The sequence below is a fragment of the Azospirillum griseum genome, assembly GCF_003966125.1.
GTDB classification, from domain to species: domain Bacteria; phylum Pseudomonadota; class Alphaproteobacteria; order Azospirillales; family Azospirillaceae; genus Azospirillum; species Azospirillum griseum.
Genome location: NZ_RXMA01000008.1, coordinates 90,934 through 113,685 on the forward strand (window position 1 = coordinate 90,934; position 22,752 = coordinate 113,685).

At 67.6% G+C, this 22,752-nt stretch carries 21 protein-coding genes; 13 read left to right on the top strand and 8 right to left on the bottom strand.

What is annotated here, in order from left to right; all coding sequences use genetic code 11:
* Positions 1-233: 233 nt before the first annotated feature.
* The 5 genes from EJ903_RS10775 to EJ903_RS10795 all read left to right on the top strand — a co-directional run bounded on the left by EJ903_RS10775 (position 234) and on the right by EJ903_RS10795 (position 3,999).
* Positions 234-521: a hypothetical protein gene (locus tag EJ903_RS10775; RefSeq protein WP_126614986.1), complete on the top strand. Its 288-nt coding sequence runs from the start codon at positions 234-236 to the stop codon at positions 519-521.
* A 1-nt stretch (position 522) separates the two neighbouring features.
* Positions 523-969 carry a hypothetical protein gene (locus tag EJ903_RS10780; RefSeq protein WP_210211424.1) on the top strand — a complete coding sequence of 149 codons (447 nt, stop codon included), beginning with the start codon at positions 523-525 and terminating at the stop codon, positions 967-969.
* Between the two features lie 117 nt (positions 970-1,086).
* The gene (locus EJ903_RS10785) at positions 1,087-2,334 is read left to right on the top strand and encodes a lipoprotein-releasing ABC transporter permease subunit (protein WP_126614990.1); all 1,248 of its coding nucleotides are present in this window, start codon (positions 1,087-1,089) and stop codon (positions 2,332-2,334) included.
* Positions 2,327-3,016: an ABC transporter ATP-binding protein gene (locus EJ903_RS10790; protein WP_126614992.1), complete on the top strand. Its 690-nt coding sequence runs from the start codon at positions 2,327-2,329 to the stop codon at positions 3,014-3,016. The genes EJ903_RS10785 and EJ903_RS10790 overlap by 8 nt, the downstream gene beginning before the upstream one ends.
* Before the next feature lie 125 nt (positions 3,017-3,141).
* Positions 3,142-3,999, top strand: coding sequence for a dienelactone hydrolase family protein (locus EJ903_RS10795; protein ID WP_126614994.1), 858 nt, complete (start codon positions 3,142-3,144; stop codon positions 3,997-3,999).
* A gap of 52 nt (positions 4,000-4,051) precedes the next feature.
* On the opposite strand, the gene yiaY is transcribed toward EJ903_RS10795, so the two are convergent.
* From yiaY to EJ903_RS10815, 4 genes are all read right to left on the bottom strand, one after another.
* Positions 4,052-5,203, bottom strand: coding sequence for an L-threonine dehydrogenase (gene yiaY / locus EJ903_RS10800; RefSeq protein ID WP_126614996.1), 1,152 nt, complete (start codon positions 5,201-5,203; stop codon positions 4,052-4,054).
* Between the two features lie 293 nt (positions 5,204-5,496).
* Complete coding sequence (locus EJ903_RS10805) at positions 5,497-6,381, bottom strand: EamA family transporter (protein WP_126614998.1); 885 nt, start codon at positions 6,379-6,381, stop codon at positions 5,497-5,499.
* A gap of 65 nt (positions 6,382-6,446) precedes the next feature.
* Positions 6,447-7,019: a hypothetical protein gene (locus EJ903_RS10810; protein ID WP_126615000.1), complete on the bottom strand. Its 573-nt coding sequence runs from the start codon at positions 7,017-7,019 to the stop codon at positions 6,447-6,449.
* Between the two features lie 160 nt (positions 7,020-7,179).
* Positions 7,180-8,643, bottom strand: a complete 1,464-nt coding sequence (locus EJ903_RS10815) for a hypothetical protein (RefSeq protein WP_126615002.1) — start codon at positions 8,641-8,643, stop codon at positions 7,180-7,182.
* A 226-nt stretch (positions 8,644-8,869) separates the two neighbouring features.
* On the opposite strand from EJ903_RS10815, the gene dnaE reads away from it, so the two are divergent.
* From dnaE to EJ903_RS10830, 3 genes are read left to right on the top strand one after another with little or no spacing between them, the layout of a single operon-like run.
* Positions 8,870-12,352: a DNA polymerase III subunit alpha gene (gene dnaE / locus EJ903_RS10820; RefSeq protein WP_126615004.1), complete on the top strand. Its 3,483-nt coding sequence runs from the start codon at positions 8,870-8,872 to the stop codon at positions 12,350-12,352.
* A gap of 4 nt (positions 12,353-12,356) precedes the next feature.
* Complete coding sequence (locus EJ903_RS10825) at positions 12,357-13,280, top strand: hypothetical protein (RefSeq protein WP_126615006.1); 924 nt, start codon at positions 12,357-12,359, stop codon at positions 13,278-13,280.
* Positions 13,281-13,304: 24 nt separating this feature from the next.
* The gene (locus EJ903_RS10830) at positions 13,305-15,560 is read left to right on the top strand and encodes an O-linked N-acetylglucosamine transferase, SPINDLY family protein (RefSeq protein WP_126615008.1); all 2,256 of its coding nucleotides are present in this window, start codon (positions 13,305-13,307) and stop codon (positions 15,558-15,560) included.
* A 7-nt stretch (positions 15,561-15,567) separates the two neighbouring features.
* Here the strand turns inward: EJ903_RS10830 and EJ903_RS10835 are convergent, their stop codons facing one another.
* On the bottom strand, positions 15,568-16,140 hold the full coding sequence (locus EJ903_RS10835) for a cysteine hydrolase family protein (RefSeq protein WP_126615010.1): 573 nt from the start codon (positions 16,138-16,140) through the stop codon (positions 15,568-15,570).
* Between the two features lie 137 nt (positions 16,141-16,277).
* Here EJ903_RS10835 and crcB point away from each other — a divergent pair, with 137 nt between their 5' ends.
* From crcB to EJ903_RS10860, 5 genes are all read left to right on the top strand, one after another.
* Positions 16,278-16,679: a fluoride efflux transporter CrcB gene (gene crcB, locus EJ903_RS10840; protein WP_126615012.1), complete on the top strand. Its 402-nt coding sequence runs from the start codon at positions 16,278-16,280 to the stop codon at positions 16,677-16,679.
* Positions 16,679-17,746 (top strand): RluA family pseudouridine synthase, encoded by a 1,068-nt coding sequence (locus EJ903_RS10845; RefSeq protein WP_126615014.1) that lies wholly within the window; start codon positions 16,679-16,681, stop codon positions 17,744-17,746. The genes crcB and EJ903_RS10845 overlap by 1 nt, the downstream gene beginning before the upstream one ends.
* Entirely contained in the window at positions 17,743-18,438 is a 696-nt protein-coding gene (locus tag EJ903_RS10850; protein ID WP_126615016.1) for an HAD-IA family hydrolase, read from the top strand. The genes EJ903_RS10845 and EJ903_RS10850 overlap by 4 nt, the downstream gene beginning before the upstream one ends.
* On the top strand, positions 18,435-19,133 hold the full coding sequence (locus EJ903_RS10855; RefSeq protein ID WP_126615018.1) for an ATP12 family chaperone protein: 699 nt from the start codon (positions 18,435-18,437) through the stop codon (positions 19,131-19,133). Before EJ903_RS10850 ends, EJ903_RS10855 begins: the two co-directional genes overlap by 4 nt.
* Before the next feature lie 170 nt (positions 19,134-19,303).
* The gene (locus EJ903_RS10860) at positions 19,304-20,773 is read left to right on the top strand and encodes a sensor histidine kinase (RefSeq protein ID WP_158627919.1); all 1,470 of its coding nucleotides are present in this window, start codon (positions 19,304-19,306) and stop codon (positions 20,771-20,773) included.
* A gap of 31 nt (positions 20,774-20,804) precedes the next feature.
* Here the strand turns inward: EJ903_RS10860 and arfB are convergent, their stop codons facing one another.
* Genes arfB through EJ903_RS10875 form a run of 3 tightly spaced genes read right to left on the bottom strand, consistent with a single transcriptional unit; the run spans position 20,805 to position 22,752 of the window.
* Complete coding sequence (arfB, locus tag EJ903_RS10865; protein WP_126615152.1) at positions 20,805-21,227, bottom strand: alternative ribosome rescue aminoacyl-tRNA hydrolase ArfB; 423 nt, start codon at positions 21,225-21,227, stop codon at positions 20,805-20,807.
* Positions 21,228-21,239: 12 nt separating this feature from the next.
* Positions 21,240-22,142: a 16S rRNA (adenine(1518)-N(6)/adenine(1519)-N(6))-dimethyltransferase RsmA gene (gene rsmA / locus EJ903_RS10870; RefSeq protein ID WP_126615022.1), complete on the bottom strand. Its 903-nt coding sequence runs from the start codon at positions 22,140-22,142 to the stop codon at positions 21,240-21,242.
* A 31-nt stretch (positions 22,143-22,173) separates the two neighbouring features.
* A complete protein-coding gene (locus EJ903_RS10875; protein WP_126615024.1) occupies positions 22,174-22,752 on the bottom strand; it encodes a hypothetical protein in 579 nt (192 codons plus the stop codon).

Genomic DNA, 22,752 nt, shown 5'->3' on the forward strand with positions numbered 1-22,752 from the left:
CGCGGCTGCGGCGGATCAACATTCCATCGGGTCTGCGCAGTATAATCCGCTTTTTGGTTTTTCCCGTATCGGTAGCAGCAATATTATCATAAGAAAGGCATAATTTCCTATTATCTTTTGACAGCATAGGCGTTGTCCGGCACACTGCGATTGGGAACATTTGATGCGCCATGACGGAAATATTCGTGCGCGTCGAGGCGTCCCATCAACCAAACCGGAAGAGAGACCGTGCCATGGCCTTCGCTTTTTCTCCCATTCAGAGCCAGCGTTTGAGCTTTTCGGCGGCGAGTGCAGGGACCTACGCGCTGCCCAGTGTCGGGCGCAACATCCGCATCGCCAACCTTGGCCCATCGGATGCACAGATCAAATTCACGCAGTCGTTCAGTTCGACCACGGTGAACACGCTGACCATTCTGGCGCGGACGGTGGAGATTTTTGATCGTCAGGCCAACGGATACCTGACCGGAATCGGCGTCAGTGGTGGCACGGTGCTGGATGTCACCACCGGTGAAGGTGAGTGATATGGGACTGCGCGCGGTTGCCCAACCGCTTCCCCGCCAATGGGGGGTGTTTCGCCTGTCGGCCGACCAGACGGTTGGTCTGGGGGTGAACAATCCAATTCGCTTCAACACGGTATCGGGTGGCACACTCAGTCTTTCCAACTACACCATCACCTTGCCAAAGGGGCGGATCTTTCGCCTCTTCGCCACCCAGTCGTTCAGCTACTCGTCCAGCAGCGGATCCGCTCAAACGGCGTGGTTCAACGCTGGGACGGGGCAGTACATTGGCAGTGGGTCCCAGAACATTCCTCCCACGAACCCCACGAACTGGTCGGATCAACCGATCAGCCACGCCATCGTTGATACCAGCGCCGGGGCCGCGACCGTCCAGTTGCGGATCAACGCGGTTGCGTATGCAAATGGCGTGTTCGCCGCCTACTCCTTTGCCGAGGTGATGGAAATCGCCTGAGCCGGTGTGACAATGGAAGGGAGGCTTTGCGCAAGGCGGCAAGCTGCCCTATCTTCCCGGCGGTGAGGTGAGAGCCTCACCGCCTTTTTCCTGCCCGCAGGCCGCCGGATTTTCTGCATGATCTTCAACGCATTCGAACGCATGGTCGCCATGCGCTACCTCCGGGCGCGACGCCAGGAAGGGTTCATTTCGGTCATCGCGGGGTTTTCGCTGCTCGGCATCGCGCTGGGGGTGGCCACCCTCATCATCGTGATGGCGGTGATGAACGGCTTCCGGGCGGAACTGCTGGGCCGGGTGCTGGGGCTGAACGGGCATCTGAACGTCTACAACCTGCGCGGCGGGCCGCTGCCGGATTTTGACCGGCTGACCGGCCAACTGCGCAACACCCCGGGCATCGTCAACGTGACGCCGACGGTGGAAGGGCAGGCGCTGGTGTCGGCGCGCGGCATCGCGTCCGGCGCGGTGGTACGCGGGGTGCGGGCGGAGGATTTCCAGGCCCGCCCGACCTTGGCGAACGGGGTGGTGCGCGGCTCCGCCCAGGAGTTCGGCGAGGATCGCGTCGCCATCGGCGCGCGCATGGCGCAACGGCTGGGGCTGTCGGTGGGCGATTCCATCACCCTGATCGCGCCGCAAGGCAACGTCACCGCCTTTGGCACCGTGCCGCGTTTGCGAAGCTACCCCATCGGGGCGATCTTCGATGTCGGCATGTTCGAATACGACAACAGCTTCGTGTTCCTGCCGTTGGAGGAGGCGCAGGCCTTTTTCCGCACCGGGGATGCGGTGACGTCGCTGGAAATCTTCGTTCAGGACCCCGTGCAGATTTGGGCGGCGCGGGCGGCCGTGCAGTCGGTGGTGGCCGGGGTTGGCCGGGTGGTGGATTGGCAGCAGTCCAATTCCAGCTTTTTCAACGCCCTTCAGGTCGAACGGAACGTCATGTTCCTGATTCTGTCGCTCATCATCATGGTCGCGGCCTTCAACATCATCTCCAGCCTGATCATGCTGGTGAAGGACAAGGGGCGCGACATCGCGATTCTGCGCACCATGGGGGCGACGCGGGGCATGGTGATGCGGATTTTCTTTCTGGCCGGGGCCAGCGTCGGGGTGACGGGCACGCTGCTGGGGCTGGCGCTGGGCGTGTCCTTCGCCACCAACATCGAAACCATCCGGCAGGCGATCCAGGGCTTGACCGGAACCAACCTGTTCGCCGCTGAGATTTATTTCCTGTCGCAACTGCCCGCCAAGATCGATTGGAGCGAGGTGGTGCAGGTGACGGTGATGGCGCTGGGCCTGTCCTTCGCCGCGACGATTTACCCCTCCTGGCGGGCGGCGCGCCTCGATCCGGTGGAGGCCCTGCGCTATGAGTGACGCCATGCTGGAGATGACGGGAATCGTCCGCCGCTTCGAACAGGGCGGGGCGGTGCTGGAGGTGCTGCGCGGGGCCGATCTGACGGTGCGCGCGGGCGAATTGGTGGCGTTGGTCGGCCCGTCCGGGGCGGGCAAATCCACCTTGCTGCAAATCGCCGGTCTGCTGGAACGCCCGACGGCGGGCGTTGTCCGCGTCGCGGGCGCGGATGTGTCCGACGCCGACGACGCCACGCGCACGGCGATCCGCCGCCGCTCCATCGGCTTCGTCTACCAGTTCCACCATCTGCTGCCGGAGTTCACCGCGCAGGAAAACATCGTGCTACCGCAGATGATCGCGGGCGTGGCCAAGCGGGTGGCGCGGCAGCGCGCCGACGACCTGCTGCGCATGGTCGGGCTGGACGCGCGGGGCAGCCACCGTCCGGCGCGCCTGTCGGGCGGTGAACAGCAGCGCGTCGCCATCGCGCGCGCGCTGGCCAACGCGCCGTCGCTGCTGGTGGCCGACGAGCCGACCGGCAACCTCGACCCCCACACCGCCGAGGCGGTCTTCGCGATGCTGAGCGCCATCGTGCGGCAGGCCCGCGTCGGCGCGCTGGTCGCCACCCACAACATGGAGTTGGCGCGGCGGATGGACCGGATTCTGGAGATGCGCGACGGCCTGCTGGTGGAGCACGCTCCGGTGTGATGCGCGGGGCGGGGCGCTGAAGAAAAGTCGCGGCTGGGGCGAATTGTTGCTTTCCAGCCATTGCCAGACCACGGCGCGGCCACCACTCTTGACCCCAACCATCACCGGGGAGGGGCGTCACCGCCATGGACCAGCGCATCATCGATCTGTACGACGAATACACCCACGCGCCGTTGCCGCGCCGGGTGTTCCTGGAACGGTTGACCGCCCTGGTCGGCGGGGCCGCCGCCATCCCGGCCATCCTCGCCAGCATCGAACCGAATTACGCCAACGCCGCCATGGTCGCGGCGGACGACGCGCGCATCACCGCCGCCAAGATCAGCTATCCGGGTGCCGGCGGCGACATCGCGGGCTATCTCGCCCGGCCCAAGGCGGCGGACAAGGCCCCGGCGGTCATCGTCATCCACGAAAACCGTGGCCTGAACGCCTATGTCGAGGATGTGGCCCGCCGTCTGGCCGCCGCCGGATTCCTGGCGCTCGCCCCCGATCTGCTGTCGCCGCTGGGCGGCACGCCGTCCGATCCCGACAAGGCGCGCGACATGATCGGCCAACTGGATGCGGCCAAGACGGTGGCCCATCTGGTGGCGACGGTCGGGTTTCTCGGCGCGCACGCCAACGGAACCGGCAAAGTCGGGGTGGTTGGATTCTGCTGGGGCGGGGGCATGGTCAACCGGTTGGCGATCGCGTCGTCCGATCTGAAGGCCGGTGTCGCTTTTTACGGGCCGACGCCCGATCCGGCGGCGGTCGGCGGCATCAAGGCGGCGCTGCTCCTGCATTACGCCGGTCTTGACCAGCGCATCAACGCGACGGTTCCGGCCTATGGCGAGGCGCTGGCCAAGGCCGGGGTGGCCCACCAGATCCACATGTATGACGGCGTGAACCACGCCTTCCACAACGACACCTCGGCTGAGCGTTACAACAAGGACGCCGCCGATCTGGCCTGGACCCGCAGCCTGGAATTCTTTAAGGCCAAGCTGGGGTGAATGAGGCGGACGCGCGCGGTGTTCCGGGCCGCGCGCGTCCGTTGGCTTTTCGTTACAGCGCCGCGCGGAAGATGTCCTCGATCTCCGCCTGGGTGGCTTGACGCGGGTTGGTCAGGCCGCAGGCGTCGCGCAGGGCGTTGGTGGCCAGGGTCGGAATGTCGGCCTCCTTCACGCCCAGACCGGCCAGACCGACGGGGATGCCGATCTGGGCCGACAGGGCGCGGATGCCCGCGATGCAGGCGGCGGCCCCCTCTTCCGCGCTGTGTTCGCTCACGTTCAGGCCCATGGCGGCGGCAACGTCCTTCAGCCGCGCGGCCACGACCGTGCTGTTGTAGCGCTGGACGTGCGGCAGCAGCACCGCGTTGCACACGCCGTGCGGCAGGTCATAGAAGCCGCCAAGCTGGTGCACCATGGCGTGGACATAGCCAAGCGAGGCGTTGTTGAAGGCCATGCCCGCCAGGAATTGGGCGTAGGCCATCTGTTCGCGTGCGTGCAAATTCTGCCCTTCCGCCACGGCGGTCGGCAGATTGGCGGCGATCAACGACACCGCTTTCAGGGCGCAGGCGTCGGTGATCGGGGTGGCGGCGGTGGAGACATAGGCCTCGACCGCGTGGGTCAACGCGTCCATGCCGGTGGCGGCGGTCAGGCCGGGCGGCTTGGCCAGCATCATCGACGGATCGTTGACCGAGATCACCGGGGTGACGTGGCGGTCGACGATGGCCATCTTCACGTGGCGGCGTTCGTCGGTGATGATGCAGAAGCGGGTCATTTCGCTGGCGGTTCCAGCGGTGGTGTTGACCGCGATCAGCGGCAATTGCGGCTTGGCCGAGCGGTCGATGCCCTCGTAATCGGCGATGCCGCCGCCGTTGGCCGCGCACAGGGCGATGCCCTTGGCGCAATCGTGCGGCGATCCGCCGCCGAGCGAGATCACGCAGTCGCACCCGTTCTGGCGCAGCAGCTCCAAACCGGCCTCGACGTTCCCGATGGTCGGGTTGGGTTGGACGCCGTCGAACACCACGGACTCGATGGCCTTGGCCGCCAGCGCGTCGGCCAGCGTCTTGGCCACACCCATCCGGGCCAGCGGCCCGTCGGTGACGATCAACGCCTTTTTGTGACCGTAGCCGACGATCATGTCGACGGCCGTGGCAAGGCAACCAGCACCCATCAGATTGATGGACGGCATGAAAAACAGGCTCTGTCCCATGGTGGGATCCTCCGGGATGCGTTTGTTTTTGCGATCCCTAAACCCTCTCCCGTGTCCCGGTCCGGCGTCTCAGCGCCGTGGATTTTTGATGGTTTCGAACCGGTCACAGGCCACAGTGTGAACCTCTGATGGGCAAGCGGCTATGCGACTTTCGTGTGCCAAACATTCGGAGGAGGCGCGGCTGCGGCACGCGACGAGGCCGTCAATTCGCTCGCCGCGCGCCCAAAGGTTGCGCGAAAAACACACGCCTCCCCCTACGAAAGGTGGAGACGTGGCGTTCGGTGGCAGGTGGATCAGGCGCGGACTGGAGTGGCAGCAGCGGGCCGTTTCAGAACCGACAGGGCCAGACCGGCAAACACCAGCAGGCCACCCATCAGCTTCACCGTGGAGAAGGTTTCCCCCAGCAGCAGCGCGCTGGAACTCATGCCGAAGATCGGGACCAGCAGCGAAAAGGGGGCGACCAGACTGGCCGGGTAATGCCGCATCAGGAACCCCCAGGCGGCGAAGCCGAACAGGGTGGCCCCGGCGGCGATGTAGACCAGCGCGCCAACACCCAGCCAGCTCAAGGTTGCAAAGGCGTGGGCGATGCGGTCCGGCCCCTCCACCACCAGCGACAGGGCCAGCAGCGGCAACGGCGGGACCAGGCTGACCCACAGCATCAGGCGGAACAGGTCAGGGGCCTTGGCCTGCTTCATCACGATGTTGGACACCCCCCACACCGCCGCCGCCGCAAGGCAGAAGGCCAGGCCGGTCAGGGAGTCCCCGCTCGGCATTTCGCTGGCGATCACGCCGATTCCACCAAACGCCACCGCCATGCCCAGCATCTGCCGGGGGCCGGGCCGGTCGCCCAGGACGAAGGCGGCGAAGATGGCGGTGAAAAAGGCCTGCGATTGCAGCACAAGGGAGGCCAACCCGGCGGGCATTCCCACATCCATGCCGAAAAACAACAGTGGGAATTTGATGACGCCCAGCGTCACCCCGATGCCCAGGATGAAGCGCCACGGCACGGGCGGCCCATCGCGCCAGCCCAGCAGCAGCAAGGGCAGGGCGGCCAAGGCGAATCGCAGGCTGGAAAACAGGATCGGCGGAAAGTCGCGCAGGCCGACTTTGATCGCCACGAAGTTGAGGCCCCAGACAGCGGCGACCGCAACGGCAAGCAGGATGTGGGGAATGCGCATGGTTGGCAGGCTAAGCGGATGACGGGACGCGCGTCAATCCACAGCCCACCCGCGTGGAACGCAGGTCAGCCCTCCGCGTTCAGAATGCGGCATTCGTCCGACGCGTTGATCGCCCAGGAGGTGCCGGTCAGGGCCATGCCGCCCAACTCGCCCAGCGTGGCGCTGCGGAAGGCGACGCGGCGGTTACGGGCGAAGGGATCAAGCTCGTCGAGATAGGATTTGCTCGGCACCGTTACATACAGACCGCCGTCGGGCAGGCCGCGCCCGGTCAACGTCACCTTGGCCCCCTGGTCGAAGCTGGCGGTCAGCTCGTACCGATCGCCGGGGGTGATCGGTTGGCTGGTCCCGGTCAGCACGAAGCCGGATTCCTCGGCGGCGGTGCGGAAGGTCATGGTCAAACCACCCTCGCTCGGGCCGCCCGGCGTGCGCATCGCCTTGCAAAAGGGTTTGGTCCCGTCCGGCTTCTGAACGGTGACAACCCAGCCGCGTCCGCTGCGGAACGGGCGCTCCGGTCCGCTGGGCAGACCGCTGACGGCGGGCGGCGGCGGCGGGGCGGTGGTCTGGCAAGCGGGCAGCAGCGTCAGGGTCAGCGGCAGAGTGATCCGTGCGACCGTCCGACCAAGGCCCAATCGGTTCATCGCGGCATCCTCCCCATTCCTTTGGTGCCCATCGCTTGCGCGATCTTGTGGACGTTCCATACCACGAACGGCGCGGAGCGGCGATACGGATGCAACGGCAGGAACAGGGGCAAGAGAAACCGCCGCTGCGCCGTGGGATGGCGCAGCGGCGTGGCTGTGATCAGGGCAGCGGCTTCAAGCCCTTGAAAATATGGCTGACGTTCAGGCCGTTGCTGGCGTCCTTGCTGTTGTGGCAGCCAAAGCAGTTGTGCGGCTGGAACTCGGCGCTGTCGGGGTATTGGAAGAAGGTTTCCATCGTCGCGTTGGCCAGCTTCAGCGACCCGCGCAGCGAATCGTCGGTCCCGCCCTTTGGAATCTGGCCTTTCTGGGTCCACACGCCGCCGATTTGCAGATAATTGGCCCGCACGTCCTTCATCGCCGCCAGCGGGTTGACGAGGGACGCGTTGATCGAGATCAGATCGGTGGCGTTGGCGACGTCCGCCGTGGCCTGGGAATCCCCCTGGTTGCCCCACGGGGTCAGGCGGATGACGCTGGCCGGTTTGACCGCGCCCTGGTCGGAATTGACGATGTCGCCCTTGTTCGCCCCGGCCTGTTCGGGCGATCCGTCGTAAATCCGTGCGGTTTCGGCGATGCTCTTGGTCAGCGGCGCGTTGGTCGGGGTGAAGGTCCAGACGCCCGACGAGTCATAGGCCGCCTTGGCCGTCACATTCTGGGTGTTGGTGTAGTAGTAGGGCGCGTCCGGCGCGTTGTCGACATGCTCGAAGGTGGACCACACCATTTCGGGATGGCCGTTGACGGTGGCGACGATGTGCACCCCGACCAGCGCGAACGTGCCCGGCGCGCTGCCCGACGGCTTCCAGATGTTCGGGTTGGCGGTGGAATAGGTCTGGACCGTCGCGTTCATCAGCACATAGCGGCTGGGATCGGCCACGGCGCGGGCGTCCACCCAGGAGGTCTTCAACTCCATCGTCAGGGCGACGCCATCGGGGAAGCTCTTGCCCGCCGTCTTTTCCACCAGCGCCAGATCGGCGGCGGTGGTGGGGAAGTTGGTGGCGATGGAGGTGTTGGCGAACAGCCCCGCCTTTTGGCTGGTCAGATAGCTGGCGAACACGTCGTTCGTGTGCAGGCCGTAATAGGTCAGGTAGGGGAACGGGCCGCCGGTGAAGCCCTTTTGCGCGATCAGCACGCCACCGCCCGCCTGTTCGGCCCCGGCGGCGTTGGTGGTTTTGACCGCGCGCACGCGGGCGAAATTGGGGGCGGCGGGCTGGCCGTTGGCGGCCTGGGTGTTGGGGACGTAACGGAAGCCGTCGCCGTCCGGGACCACGTTCAGGAAGCTGGAGCCTTGGAAGACATAGGAGCTGTTCTGTGGCGAGGTCAGCCACAGGAACATCTGCGATCCCCATTTGTAGAAATCGCAGGCGGTGTTCTGCAACGGCGGAAAGGTCACGCCGCTGGCCGGTTTGACCACGCCGTTGGGCGCGGCCTTGCCCGACGCGAACCAGCCGTCGAACTGGGTTTTGTCCACGACGCAGGTTGGTTTGACATCCGGCGGAAGGGTGGTGGCGGCGCTGGCGGTTCCCGCCAGAAGAGCCGTGGCGATGCCAAGGGCGATGGCTGATTTCATCGGCGGGATCCTGTCATGGGAGATGGATGGGATTGGCGAAGGGCACGCAGAGGAATTTATTGATGGTTGTTTTATAAAAAAGTTATTCACGCATTTTTGAGTGCGCAAGTGGTTTGGTGCGCCCACGGTTCAGTCTCTGCGGGGGTGTGGGCGCGGGCGCAACCGTGGAGGCGGGGCGGGGGCTGTGCTAGAACCGCAGGGACTGCCCCGCACGCTTATGGTTGCCATGCCCCACGCCGACTTCGTCCATCTGCGCGTCCACTCCGCCTATTCGCTGTCAGAAGGCGCGATCAAGGTGAAGGAACTGGTCAAGCTCTGCCAGAAACAGACCATGCCCGCCGTGGCGGTGACGGACACCGGCAACCTGTTCGGCGCGCTGGAATTCGCGCTGGCGGCGGCGGACAGCGGCGTTCAGCCGATCATCGGCACCGTGCTGGGCATCACCCGCGTCGGCCCCGCCGTCAGCAAGCCGGGGCTGCCCGGCAAGGCGGCGGCGGTTCCCGACCAACTGGTGCTGCTGTGCCAGAACGAGGAGGGCTATCGCAACCTGATGGTTCTGGTGTCCAAGGCGTTTCTGGAGTCCGACCCGCTCGCCGGGCCGCAAGTGACGCTCGACGCGCTGGAGGGCCATTCCGCCGGGCTGATCGCGCTGACCGGCGGCATCGGCGGGTCGCTGGGGCGTTTGCTGGGCGAAGGCCAGACCGATTTGGCGCTGGAGGTGCTGGAGCGGCTGAAACGGCTGTTCCCCGGTCGGCTCTATGTCGAGCTGCAACGCCACGCCGCCCCGTTCGCCGCGCGGGAAGACACCATCGAACCGGCCCTGATCGATCTGGCCTACGCCCATGATCTGCCGCTGGTCGCCACCAACGACTGCTATTTCGCCACCGAAGACATGTATGAGGCCCATGACGCGCTGCTTTGCATCGCCGAAGGGGCCTACATCACCCAGAGCGAACGGCGGCGGTTGACGCCCGATCACCGCTTCAAATCGGCTGCCGAGATGCGGGCGCTGTTCGCCGACCTGCCGGAGGCGGTGGACAACACGCTGGTGATCGCCCGGCGCTGTTCCTTTCTGCTGCGGCCGGTCAAGCCGATCCTGCCGCCCTTCGCCTGCGAAGACGGGCGGACGGAGGATGACGAACTGCGCGCCCAATCCCGCGCCGGGTTGGAGATGCGGCTGGAAAAATCCGTCTACACCCCGGCGATGACGGCGGAGCAGCGGGCGGAGACCCGCAAGACGTATTTTGACCGGCTCGAATTCGAGCTGGACGTCATCGTCAACATGAAGTTCCCCGGCTACTTCCTGATCGTTGCCGACTTCATCAAATGGGCGAAAAACCACGACATTCCGGTCGGGCCAGGCCGTGGCTCGGGGGCCGGGTCGGTCGTGGCCTGGGCCTTGACCATCACCGATCTGGATCCGCTGCGCTTCGGGCTGCTGTTTGAACGTTTCCTCAACCCCGAACGCGTGTCGATGCCCGACTTCGACATCGATTTCTGCCAGGACCGCCGCGAAGAGGTCATCCGCTACGTTCAGGACAAATACGGCTACGACCGCGTCGCCCAGATCATCACCTTTGGTAAGCTCCAGGCCCGCGCCGTGCTGCGCGACGTTGGCCGCGTGTTGCAGATGCCCTATGGGCAGGTCGACAAGATCTGCAAGATGGTCCCGAACAACCCGGCCAACCCGGTTACGCTGCAACAGGCGCTGGACAGCGAAGAGATGCTGCGCGCCGCCCGCGACGGCGACGACACGGTGCGCCACCTGATCGACATCGCGCTGAAGCTGGAAGGGCTGTACCGCCACGCCTCAACCCACGCGGCGGGCGTGGTGATCGGCGACCGGCCCTTGCACGATCTGGTTCCGCTCTACCGCGATCCGCGTTCCGACATGCCCGTCACCCAGTTCAACATGAAGTATGTCGAGCAGGCGGGCTTGGTGAAGTTCGACTTTCTGGGGTTGAAGACGCTGACCGTGTTGCAGACGGCGGTCAACCTGATCCCGGAAAAGCCCGATCTGACCATCGTGCCGCTGGACGACGAGAAGAGCTTCCAGCTTCTCAGCCGGGCGGAGGCGACCGGCGTGTTCCAGTTGGAAAGCTCCGGCATGCGCGACGTGCTGCGGCGGCTGAAGCCCAACCGGTTCGAGGACATCATCGCGCTGGTCTCGCTCTACCGCCCCGGCCCGATGGACAACATCCCCAAATACATCCGGGTGAAGAACGGGGAAGAGCCGCCCGATTACATGCATGACAGCCTGGAAAGCATCCTGAAGGAAACCTTCGGGATCATGATCTACCAGGAACAGGTCATGCAGATCGCCCAGGTGCTGTCCGGCTATTCGCTGGGCGGGGCCGATCTTCTCCGCCGCGCCATGGGCAAGAAGATCAAGGAGGAGATGGACGCCCAGCGGAAGATCTTCTGCGACGGGGCGGAACAGCGCGCGGTGAAGGCCGAACAGGCCAGCCTGATTTTCGATCAGGTCATGAAGTTTGCGGGCTACGGCTTCAACAAATCCCACGCCGCCGCCTACGCGCTGGTCGCCTACCACACCGCCTATCTGAAGGCGAACCACCCGGTGGAGTTCATGGCGGCGTCGATGACGCTCGACCTTGGCAACACCGACAAGCTGAACGTCTTCCGCCAGGAGCTGGCGCGGTTGCGGGTCAAGCTGCTGACCCCCGACATCAACCGGTCCGACGCCATTTTCGGGGTGGAAAGCCTGCCCGACGGGGCCAAGGCGGTGCGCTACGCGCTGGCCGCCGTGAAGGGGGTGGGGGCACCGGCGATGCGCGCGGTGGTGGAGGAGCGGCGGAAAAACGGCCCTTACAAGAGCCTGTTCGATTTCGCCCGCCGCCTGGATTTGAAGACCATCAACAAGCGCCAGTTGGAAAATCTGGCATGTGCCGGGGCGTTCGACGGCTTGAACCCGAACCGGGCGCAGGTGCACGCCGCCTTGGAAACCCTGATCCGATACGCCCAGGCCGAAGCGGCGGAGCGCGACAGCGGCATCGGCAACCTGTTTGGCGGCGGCGGTGGCGGTCTTCCCGAACCGGACCTGCCGAAGGTCAAGGATTGGGAACCGCTCGACAAGCTGAAGCACGAGTTCACGGCCATCGGCTTCTACCTGTCCGCCCACCCGCTGGACGCCTATTCCGGGCCGCTGGGGCGGATGAAGGTGGTGCGCTCCGCCGATCTGGCGGTGGCGATGAAAAAGGGCGGCTCCACCCGCTACAAGATGGCCGGGATCATCGTTTCGAAGAAGGAAAAAACCTCAAAATCCGGCAATCGTTTCGCTTTCGTCGAGGTGTCGGACGCCACCGGCGGCTATGAGGTGACGCTGTTTTCGGAAATCCTCGCCGCCAACCGGGCGATGCTGGAACCGGGTGTGCCGGTGCTGATGACGGTGGACGCCCAGTTGAACGGCGAAGAGGTGCGGCTGACCTGCCAGGAGATCAAGCCGTTGGAGGACGCGGTGGCCTCGGTCAGCGTCGGCCTGCGCGTGGTGCTGCGCGACGAACGCCCGATCGAGGCGATGCGCGGCACGCTCGACCGGCTGTCGCGTGGCAAGAGCAAGATCAATGTGGTGGTGGAGATCGACCCCCTGAAGGAGGTGGAGATCGAACTCCCCGGCTCCTACACCATCACCGCGCAAAGCCGGTCGGCCTTGAAGGCGGTGCCGGGCGTGGTCGAGGTGGCCGAGATGTAAAGCGATGATTTCGAAAACGGAACAACTCCCGGCCTTTGATCGCTTCATCGCCATCGACTGGTCGGGCGCGCGCGGCAAACGCTACGCCGGAATCGCCGTGGCGCTGTGCGGGGCGGGCGACGCCGCCCCCCGGCTGGTGACGCCGCCCGCCGGTTGGTGGTCGCGCACGGCGGTGGCCGCGTGGTTGCGGGACGCGGTGGTGGGGCAGGGCGGTGTGTTTGGGCAGGGTGGGGCGCTGGTCGGCATCGACTGCGCCTTTTCGCTGCCCTTCGCGGTTGCCGGGCGCAGCCTGCCGGATGGGGCGGGGGTCTTCGATCTTTGGAACGAAATCGAAAGGATCTGCGCGGACGAACCGGATTTCGGCGGGGTTCCCTTCACCGAACATCCCCTGCACGGGGCCGGTTACTGGCGCGGCGGGCCGCAGCCCGATCATTACCAGGACCCGCACCGCGCCACCGAACGGGCCTGCCGGGACGAGGGGCTGGGCAGCCCGCAAAGCCCCTACAAGCTGATCGGCTCCAAACAGGTGGGCAAGGGCGGCTTGGCCGGCATGCGGGTGCTGCGCGCCCTGCGCGCCGCCGCCCCGGACGCGGTGGCGGTCTGGCCCTTTGATCCTGTCGCCCCCGGCCGGACGGTGTTCGCCGAGATTTACCCCCGCCTCTTCCTGAAACAAACCGGCTTCGGCCAGCGCAAGATCCGCGATGGGGCCGATCTGGACGCCGCGCTGGCCCAATTGGGGGCCGGGCCACTGGGGGTGGGCGGGACGGTCAGCGACCATGACAGCGACGCGCTGGTGTCGGCGGCGGGCCTGCGCTGGCTGGCGCAACGGCCCGGCCTGTGGCAACCGGTTGGGCTGGACGACACCGCTCGCACACGCGAGGGGTGGATTTTGGGGGTGGGTGCTCCGGTCCCCGCCGCAAGTGGTTGATCAAACACGCGGGGAGCGTCGGGGATGGCGAGCATCGGTGAAGCCCTGTTGATGGCGTTCGACCTGCACCAATCCGGGCGCTGGGACGAGGCGGACACGCTCTATGGCCGCATTCTCGATGCCGACCCGGAGCAGGCCGACGCCTGGCACCTGTCCGGCGTGCTGGCGGCGCAGCGGGGCGCGCTGGCGCGGGCGGAGGCCCGTCTGGTCCGTGCGGTGGCGCTGCGCCCGGCGGCCCCGGACCTTCTGGTCAATCTGGGCAACGCCCGGCGCGCCGCCGGGCGGTTCGATGCCGCCGGGGCGGTCTATGGCCACGCCGCCGCGCTGGCCGCGCAGCCGGGCGAGGTTCTGGCGTGGCTGGCGGTGTGGCGCGCCCGGCAAGGGCGGTGGACCGAGGCCGAGGCGTTGGCGCGCGCGGTTCTGGCCGACGCGGCGCGGACCAGCGCCGACGCGCTGCACCGGCTGGGCGTGGCGCTGTCCACCGCCGACCGGCTTGATCCGGCGCGCGCCCTGCTGGAGGCGGCGGCGCGCGCGGCCCCGGACTCGGCGGTGATCCTCGGCAACCTGGGGATCACGCTGCGCCGGATGGGCGACATCGATCAGGCCGAACAGGCGCTCCGCGCCGCGCTCGCCCGCGATGGCGGCATGGCGGCGGCGCGGCGGGAATTGGCGGCGCTGTTGGTCGAGCGGGCGCGCGACGGCGAGGATGAGGGGCCGTTGCGGGAGGCCCGGCGACTGGACCCAGACTCCCCCGCGCCCCGGCTGGAGCTGGCGCTGCGTCAACACGCGCGGGGTGAGGTGGAGGCGGCGTTGGCCGAGCTGCGCCGGGCGGTCGCGCTCGCCCCGGACGAGGCATCGGCGCTGTCGGCGCTGGCCCAGGCGCTCAACATCGCCGAACAGCCCTTTCCGGCGCTGGCGCTGTTGGGGTGGGCGCAACGGGCCGCCCCCGGCGACCCTGATCCGCCCCGTCACGCCGCCCGCATCCTGCAAACGCTGCGGCGACCGGAGGCGGCGGCGGACGCCCACGCGGAGGCCGAACGCCGCGCGCCCAACCCGCGCGTCGGGGCCGATCGCCTGTTGACCCTGAACCTGACCGACGCCCCACCCGCCGCCATGCGGCGCGCGGCGGCGGCGTGGGCGGCGCGCTACGCCCCCGCGCCGCTCTACGATCACAGCGGCCCACGCGATCCCGACCGGCCCTTGCGGGTTGGCTATCTGGTGGAAGGCTTTCTGACCCACGATTCCACCTGCCTGCCGCTGGTGGAACGGCACGGGCCGGGCGTTGTCCCCATCGTTTACAACCTGTGCGACCGCCCCGATCACCCAACCTTGCCCCGCTACCGCGCGGCGGCGACGCTGGTCCGCGACGTGGCGGGGATCGACAACGACGCCTTGGCGGCGCTGATCCACGCCGACGCGGTCGATGTTCTGGTCGATGGCGCGGGCTTTGCCTCTCCGGGCTTGCGCTTTCTGGCGCTGGCCCGCCGTCCCGCTCCGGTGCAGATCCATTACCCGGCGATGGGCACAACCGGTCTGGCGGCGGTGGATGGGGTGGTGGTCGATGACCGCACGCTGCCGCCGGGGCGGGATGGCGATCTGTGCGAACGGGCGGTGCGGCTGCCCTGCGCCTATCACTGCACGCCGCTGTGGCCGTTGCCGGAGCGGGCCGAGGATCCGCCGTGCACGGCGCAGGGCTTCGTCACCTTCGGCAGTTTCAACACCGCCAACAAGATCGGGGCCGATACGCTGGCGGTCTGGGCGGCGTTGCTGCACCGGGTTCCCGATTCCCGTTTGCTGTTGAAGGCGTCCGACCTGCGCCCGACCGTGGCGGACGGCCTGCGCGCCATCCTCTGCGGCGATTTCGGGCTTGCCCCGGACCGGGTGGAGATCCGCCCGCCCACGCGCGGCTATCAGGAGCATATGGCCTGCTACAATGCGGTCGACATCCATCTGGACAGTTTCCCCTACACCGGGGTGACGACCAGCGTGGAAGCGATGCTGATGGGCGTGCCGGTGGTGTCGCTGGCCGGACGCCGCATTCTCGACCGCTACGGGGCCTGCCTGCTGACGGCGGTGGGGCTGCCGGAGCTGATTGCGGAGTCGGTCGAGGCTTACATCGCAATCGCCGCCGCGTTGGCGAATGACCGGGCGCGCCTGACGGCGCTGCGGCAAACGCTGCCGGATCGCCTGCGCCGGTCCCCGGTGATGGACGCCGACGCCTTCACCGCGTCGATGGAGGACGCCTATCGCGCGCTGTGGCGGCAGGGCGCGCGGAGTTGACGACGCCTCAGGCGATGGTGGCCAGGATCGCCGCCGTGTCGGTGATGGTGGCGTATTCGCCCGACAAATTGGCGAGCGAAAGGTCATGCACCTCCTGCGCGCTGCGCAGATGGCCCGACCAGTCCCGCTTGGCAAAGGTGAAGGTCGCGTCCTGCACCAGCCGCACGTCGTAGCCCAGATTTCCGGCGTGACGGACGGTGGTTTCGACGCTGTTGTTGGTGATCACCCCGGCCACGACCAGCGTTTCAATCTTTTTGTTGCGCAGCCAATCGTCCAGCATAGTCCCGATGAAGGCGCTGTTCACCGATTTGCCGAACACGCATTCGTCGGGCAGGGGCATCGCCTCCGGCTTGAAGGCGTGGCTGGGCCGGTCGGGGCGGTAGGCGGAATCGGGTTCCGTCGAATCGTGGCGGATGTGCACGATGGGCCGCTTGTGCCAGCGCCACGCGGTCAACAGGGCGGCGACGTTGCGTTCGGCCTGCGGGTTGTTGCGCGGCCCATCGGCGCGCCATCGCGGATCCTCGATGGCCATTTGCAGATCGATGATGAGCAGGGTGGCGTTGTCGGGCAGGCTTTTCATGCGGGTTATCCTGCCCCAAGCGTCCGCCGCGTGACAAGTGGGCGCATTTCTGGCCTTATCCGCCATGGGCCGCGCCGGTCATGGCCCGATCCCTGTGGCTTGCCTTGGTTTTCACCGTTCTGGAGTTTGGAGGGGCCGTGCTCGCTTCCCCTGTCAGCCTGCTTGCCGTCGCCGTGGGCGGGGCCGCCGGATCGGTGGCGCGCTATCTGCTGATTTTGGCCGTCGGCCAATGGGTCGGCACGCGCTTTCCCTTTGGCACGGTGATCGTCAACGTCATCGGCTGCTTTGCCATGGGCGTTCTGTCCGAACTGGCGGCGCTGACCTGGGCACCCTCGCCGGAGGTGCGGGCGCTGATCCTGGTCGGGGTGCTGGGCGGCTTCACCACCTTTTCCTCCTTCACGCTCGATCTCGGCACGCTGGTGGGCCGGGACGAGCTTCTGGCGGCGTTCGCCTATCTTGCGTCCTCGGTGGTGCTGACCATCCTGGGCTTTTTTGCCGGCCTGTGGGTCGTGCGCTCTCTTGTTTCGGTGTCCCTCTGATGACTGACTCTGCCAAGCCCGCGTCCAAAACCAAACCCGATGCGGCGGACGCCGCCAAACCGGCGGGCGAAAGCCGGGTTGAAAACCGCACCGTTCCGGCGGACGAGGCCGACATGCGCCTCGACCGCTGGTTCAAGCGGCACTACCCCGATGTCAACCACAGCTATCTGCAAAAGCTGCTGCGCACCGGGCAGGTCCGCATCGATGGCAAGCGGGCGGAAACCTCCGACCGGCTGGCGGCGGGGCAGGTGGTCCGGGTGCCGCCGCTGGCCGATTGGGCGGCCCCGGCGCGCAGCCCGTCGGCGGCCAAGCCCAAACCGGCGATGTCGGACAAGCAGGTGGCGGAGCTGCAAGCCCTGGTGCTCTACCGCGACGCCGACGTGATCGCCATCAACAAGCCCGCCGGTCTGGCGGTGCAGGGCGGAACCGGCACCTCCAAGCATCTTGACGCCATGCTCGACGCCCTGCGCTTTGACGGCACGGAGCGGCCCAAGCTGGTCCACCGGCTGGACAAGGACACCTCGGGCGTGCTGCTGCTGGCCCGCACCAGCTTCGCCGCCACCAAGCTGACCGAGATGTTCCGGGGCAGCGACGTGCGCAAGACCTATTGGGCGGCGACGGTCGGCGTGCCGAAGCCCTATCAGGGCAAGATCGACATCCCGCTGGCCAAGGAAGGCGGCCCGCAGGGTGAGCGCGTGGCGGAAAACCACGAAGAGGGCAAGCGCGCCGTCACCTATTATTCGGTGCTGGAAAACGCGGGCAAGCAATCGGCCTTCGTCGCCATGTGGCCGCGCACCGGCCGCACCCACCAGCTGCGCGTTCACATGGCCGCGATTGGCACGCCGATCCTGGGCGATGGCAAATACGCGGGCCAAGGGGCCAACCTGCCGGGGGCGGAGGTGACGAAGCGCCTGCACCTGCACGCCCGCCGCCTGATCCTGCCGCACCCGCGCGGCGGCAAGACCATCGACGTGACGGCCCCGCTACCCGACCACATGCTCGCCACCTGGAAGTATCTGGGTTACAGCGCCAACCTGCGCGACGATCCGTTCGAGGATCTGGAATGAGCGGGGCGGGGAGCGCCGTGCCGCGCCTGGCCCTGTTCGATTGCGACGGAACGCTGGTGGACAGCCAATTTTCCATCATCGACGCCATGACCACCGCCTGGGCCGAGCATGGCCTGGGCGTGCCCGACCCGATGGCGGTGCGCCGCATCGTCGGCCTGTCGCTGGTGGAGGCGGTGGCCGCTCTGCTGCCGGGCCGAACGGACGCGTTCCACGTCGCCGTCGCCGAAAGCTACAAGGCGGCCTTTTCCGCCAGCCGACAACGCGGCGAGGTGGACGAGCCGCTGTTCCCCGGCATCCTGGAGACGCTCGACGCGCTGGAGAACGCTGGCGTGCTGCTGGGGGTCGCGACCGGCAAGTCGCGGCGTGGGCTGGACGCGGTGTTGAAGGGGCACGGGCTGACCAACCGCTTCGTCACGCTGCAAACCGCCGATTCCGGGCCGGGCAAGCCGCACCCGCACATGGTGCACCGCGCGTTGGCCGACACCGGTGCGGTGGAGGCGGGGACGGTGATGATCGGCGACACCACCTATGACATTCAAATGGCCCGCAGCGCGCGGGTGGCGTCGGTCGGCGTGTCCTGGGGCTATCACCCGGTGGCGGAGCTGACGGCGGCGGGGGCCAACCGCATTGTTCACCGGGGGCGCGAGGTCGCCGACGCGGTGCTGGGTTTGTTGGAGACGAACGGACAATGAAGCGTTTTTACAAGGCAGCGGGTGTTGCGGCTGTTGAGGGCGGCGGGTTCCAGGTTCAGTTGGACGGCCGTCCGATCCGCAGCCCGGCCAAGGCGGCGTTGACCTTTCCCACCCGCGCGCTGGCCGACGCGGTGGCGGCGGAATGGGACGCGCAGGGTGAAACGATCCACCCGCACACGATGCCGTTGATGCAATTGGCCAGCACGGCGGTCGATCTGGTCCCGGCCAAGCGCGGCGAGATCATCGAGGCGGTGGCGGCCTACGCCGAAACCGATCTGGTCTGTTACCGAGCCGAACACCCGCAGCCGCTGGTGGAGCGTCAGACCCGCCTGTGGCAGCCGTTGTTGGATTGGGTGGCGGTGCGTCACGACGCCGCGCTGGTGGTGTGCCATGGCCTGATGCCGCGCCCCCAGCCGCCCGCTGCCCTGCGCGCCCTGCGCGCGGTGGTGGAGGGGTGCGACGATTGGGGGTTGGCCGCCTTGCAGACCGTCACCGGAGCCTGCGGCTCGCTGGTGGTGGCGCTGGCGCTGCTGGAGGGCCGGATTTCCCCGGACGAGGCGTTCGACGCCGCCCAGCTCGACGAAACCTATCAGATCGAGCATTGGGGCGAGGACACCGAGGCGACCAAGCGCCGGACCAACCTGCGCGCCGACATCAACGACTGCCGCCGCTTCATGGATCTCCTGCGCGGCTGAACGACGGGGCGCTGACCTGGAGCGCTGACGCAGGGCTGGCGTGCAACGCAACCCTGCGTCACACCCGTCCTACTCGCGTATGCTCTTGCCGGTTCCTCCGCCTGGATTTAAGGATGGAGGGGCGAGACCTTTGGCAACGCGGGGGTGGTCATGGCGCGCGGGGATGCTGCGTGACGCGCAACGCGCGCATCGGCTGCCGTTGGCGGCGGACGCTGAGCCAACTCCGCGTTCGGCTGACGGCCGAGGACACCGCCGCATACCGCGAGCGCAGCCAGCGGCGTGACCAGATCGTGTTGCGCGTGATGACCGCGCTGGCGATCAGTGGGCAGACCGCCCGCCTGTTTTTTGACGCCGGTCTGGCGGGCAATCTGTATTTCGACGGGGTGCTGTTCCGCCTGTTCGGGCTGGCCTGTTTTGCCACCCTGTTCGCCCTGTCCTTCCACACGATCACGCGCCGTTGTTTGCACGCGGTGGTCGGGGTTGGCTATCTGCTGGCCACGGCGTCGCTGGCCGCCGCCTACGCGGCGGTTTCCTGGCAAGCGCCGCTCGTCAACTCCACCATGGGGATCGCGTTGATCCTGCTGTCGGCCTTTTCCTTTGGCAGGCGGCAGGTGGCTTTGGTCGCTGTGGCGGCGGTGGTGGTTGCGGTGGTCCACATGCCGCTCGCCGGGATGGGATCGTTGGCGCTGCCAACGCGGTTGGTGGGCTGCGGCGTGGTCGGTCTCATCACCGTGACGGCCAGTTGGTTCCTGGATCAGCATTGGCGGCGCGGTTTTCTGGTGGAACGGGCGCTGGAGCGCTCCCACGCCGACCTCAGCCGGGCGCATCGGGATTTGGAGGCGGCGCACACCGTTCTGATCGACCAGCAAGCCCAATTGGTGCGGGCGGAGCGGAGCGCGGCGCTGGGGCGGCTGGTCGCCAGTCTCGCCCACCAGATCAACGCCCCGGTGGGCATTCAGGTCAGTTTGGCCAGCCATCTGACCGATCAGACCAATCACTTTTCACAGCGGGTGGCCAGCGGCGAGCTGCGCCGGGCCGATCTGACCGACTATCTGGCGACGGCGCGCGATTCCAGCGCGCTGCTGCTGGACAACGCCTGTCGGATGGCCAACCTCGTCACCACCCTGAAGCGGCTCAATGGCGAGGTTGGGAACGATGACGGGGCTGGGGTGGAGGTGGTCGATGTCAGCGATCTTCTGGCCCGCCTCCGCCCGGCGATGGAAGCGCTTATGCCTCCGCAAGTGACGCTGGCGGTGGAGGCGGTGACAGGGGCGAGGGTGTTCGGCGCGTCCACCCTGCTCGACACCATCCTGCACCAGACCGTCAGCAACGCTGCCCGCCACGCTTTCCCTGATGGGCGGCCCGGCGCGGTGCGGGTGTGCGTGCGCCCGGAGACGGATGGGCGGGTGGCGTTGACGGTGGCCGATGACGGCTGTGGCATCGCGCCGGAGCATCTGGAGCGGGTGTTCGATCCCTTCTACACCGACGGGGCCATCGGCGGCTCATCGACCGGCGGCGACGGGCTGGGCCTGTCGCTGGTCCACAGCATGGTGGTGGGGCCGCTGTGCGGGCAGATCGCCATCGACAGCCGCGTCGGCGTCGGGACCACCGTCACCGTCCGTCTGCCAGCGGCGGCGTAGCGACCGCCCGGCGCGTCAGTTCCCCAGTGCATCACTCGTCGCTGCCGCGCCCGCGCATCTTCTTCACGGTGGAACGAATGGATTTCCCATCCAAGCGCCGCTGCTGCGACCCCTTCGTCGGTTTGGTCGGGCGGCGGGGTGGCGGGGGTGGGGCGGCGGCGTCGCGGATCAGGTCGATCAGCCGTTCCTGCGCGTCCACCCGGTTGCGCATCTGCGACCGGTGCTTGTCCGCCACCAGCACCAGAACGCCGTCCTGCGTCAGCCGCGATCCCGCCAGCCGCATCAGCCGGTGCTTGACCTCTGGCGGGATGTTGGGGGAGGCGGCGACGTTGAAGCGCAACTGCACCGCCGATTCGGTCTTGTTGACGTGCTGCCCGCCGGGACCGGAGGCGCGGACGAAGGACTCCTCCAACTCGCTCTCGTCGATCGAAATCCGGTGGGTGACGCGGATCAGCGGCATGGTGGTTCAGGGCGCTTGGTGTGTTTGCGCTGGCGCGGCGTCCTCGCGCGCCTGGACGGCGCGGGCCAGGGCGGCGAATCCGGCGACGTCCACCTCTTCGGCCCGCGCGGTGGGGGCGATGCCGACCTCCTCCAGCAGGGCTTCGGCGTTGCCCAGCGATTTCAGGCTCTGGCGCAGCATCTTGCGGCGCTGGCCGAAGGCGGCGGCGGTCACGCGCTCCATCACCCGCCATTCGGCGGCCTCCGGCGCGGCGCGCGCGGTGAGGTGGACGATGGTCGAATCGACCTTGGGCGGCGGGGTGAAGGCGCGCGGCGGCAGGTTGAACAGCACGCGCGCGTCGGCCCGCCATTGGGTGATGACCGACAGGCGGCCATAGGCCTTGCTGCCCGGTTGGGCAACCAGCCGGTCGGCGACCTCCTTCTGGAACATCAGCGTCAGGCTGACATAGGCCTCGATCCGTGCCAGCCAGCCCAGCAGCAGGGGCGTGGCGACGTTGTAGGGCAGGTTGGCGACGATGGCGCGCGGGGCGGGGGCCAACGTTTCGGGATCGACGGTCAGCGCGTCGGCCTCCACGATGGACAGGCGGCCCTGTGCGGCGTCCACCACATCCTGCAACGCCTCGATGAAACGGCGGTCGCGTTCGATGGCGATCACCCGCGTGGCGTCGGTGGCGAGCAGCGCACGGGTCAGGCCGCCGGGGCCGGGACCGACCTCGATCGCGGTCACACTCGCCATCGGCCCGGCGGACCGCGCGATGCGCCCGGTCAGGTTCAGGTCGAGCAGGAAATTCTGGCCCAGCGATTTCTTGGCGTCCAAGCCAAAGCGGGCGATCACCTCGCGCAGCGGCGGCAGGGCGTGCGGATCGAAACGCGGCGCGGAGGGGGGCGGCAGGTCGGTCGTGTCGGTCATGCGGTCTTATACGCCCAAGGCTTGGGGCGCGTCAGCCTTCAATCCGCAGGGCCAGCCCGGTCGGCGGGGAATCGAGCCGCCCGGTGCAGACGACGCGGCGGGTGTCCTCGAACGCGGCGGCCGGGCGCGCGCCGATGGTGATTTGCAGGGCCACACGGTCGGCCATCTGCTCCCCCAAATCCTGCGGGCGGGTGGCGGTGCGCGCCTCGTGCCCGAACAGGCTTTCCAGATACCAGCTCGCCCCGCCCGATCCTTGCGGCGCGCCGTGCAGCAGGGCGCTGGCCACCCGCGCGAACAGCTCCACGCACACGGCGTCCGTGCGGTTGGCCACCGGCTCGACGAAGCTGGCGTAGCCGACGATCTTGCGGTCCTGCGGACGGTAGAACACGCCGCTGCGCCCCAGGGTGGAGCGGCCTGCCGCCGCCGCGTCGGCCGCCGCCCCCTCCAGATCGCCGCGCAGCCGGGCGATGCCCCAATCGAGCAGCGTCATCGGTTCCCCGGCCAGCCAATCGAGCGCGTCGCGCTTTGGACTGTCCTGCGCCGGGGCCGGGGTGGCGGTGGCCAGCGCTACCGACAGCGTCAGCGCGCCGCACAGGGCAGCGCCGCGCAT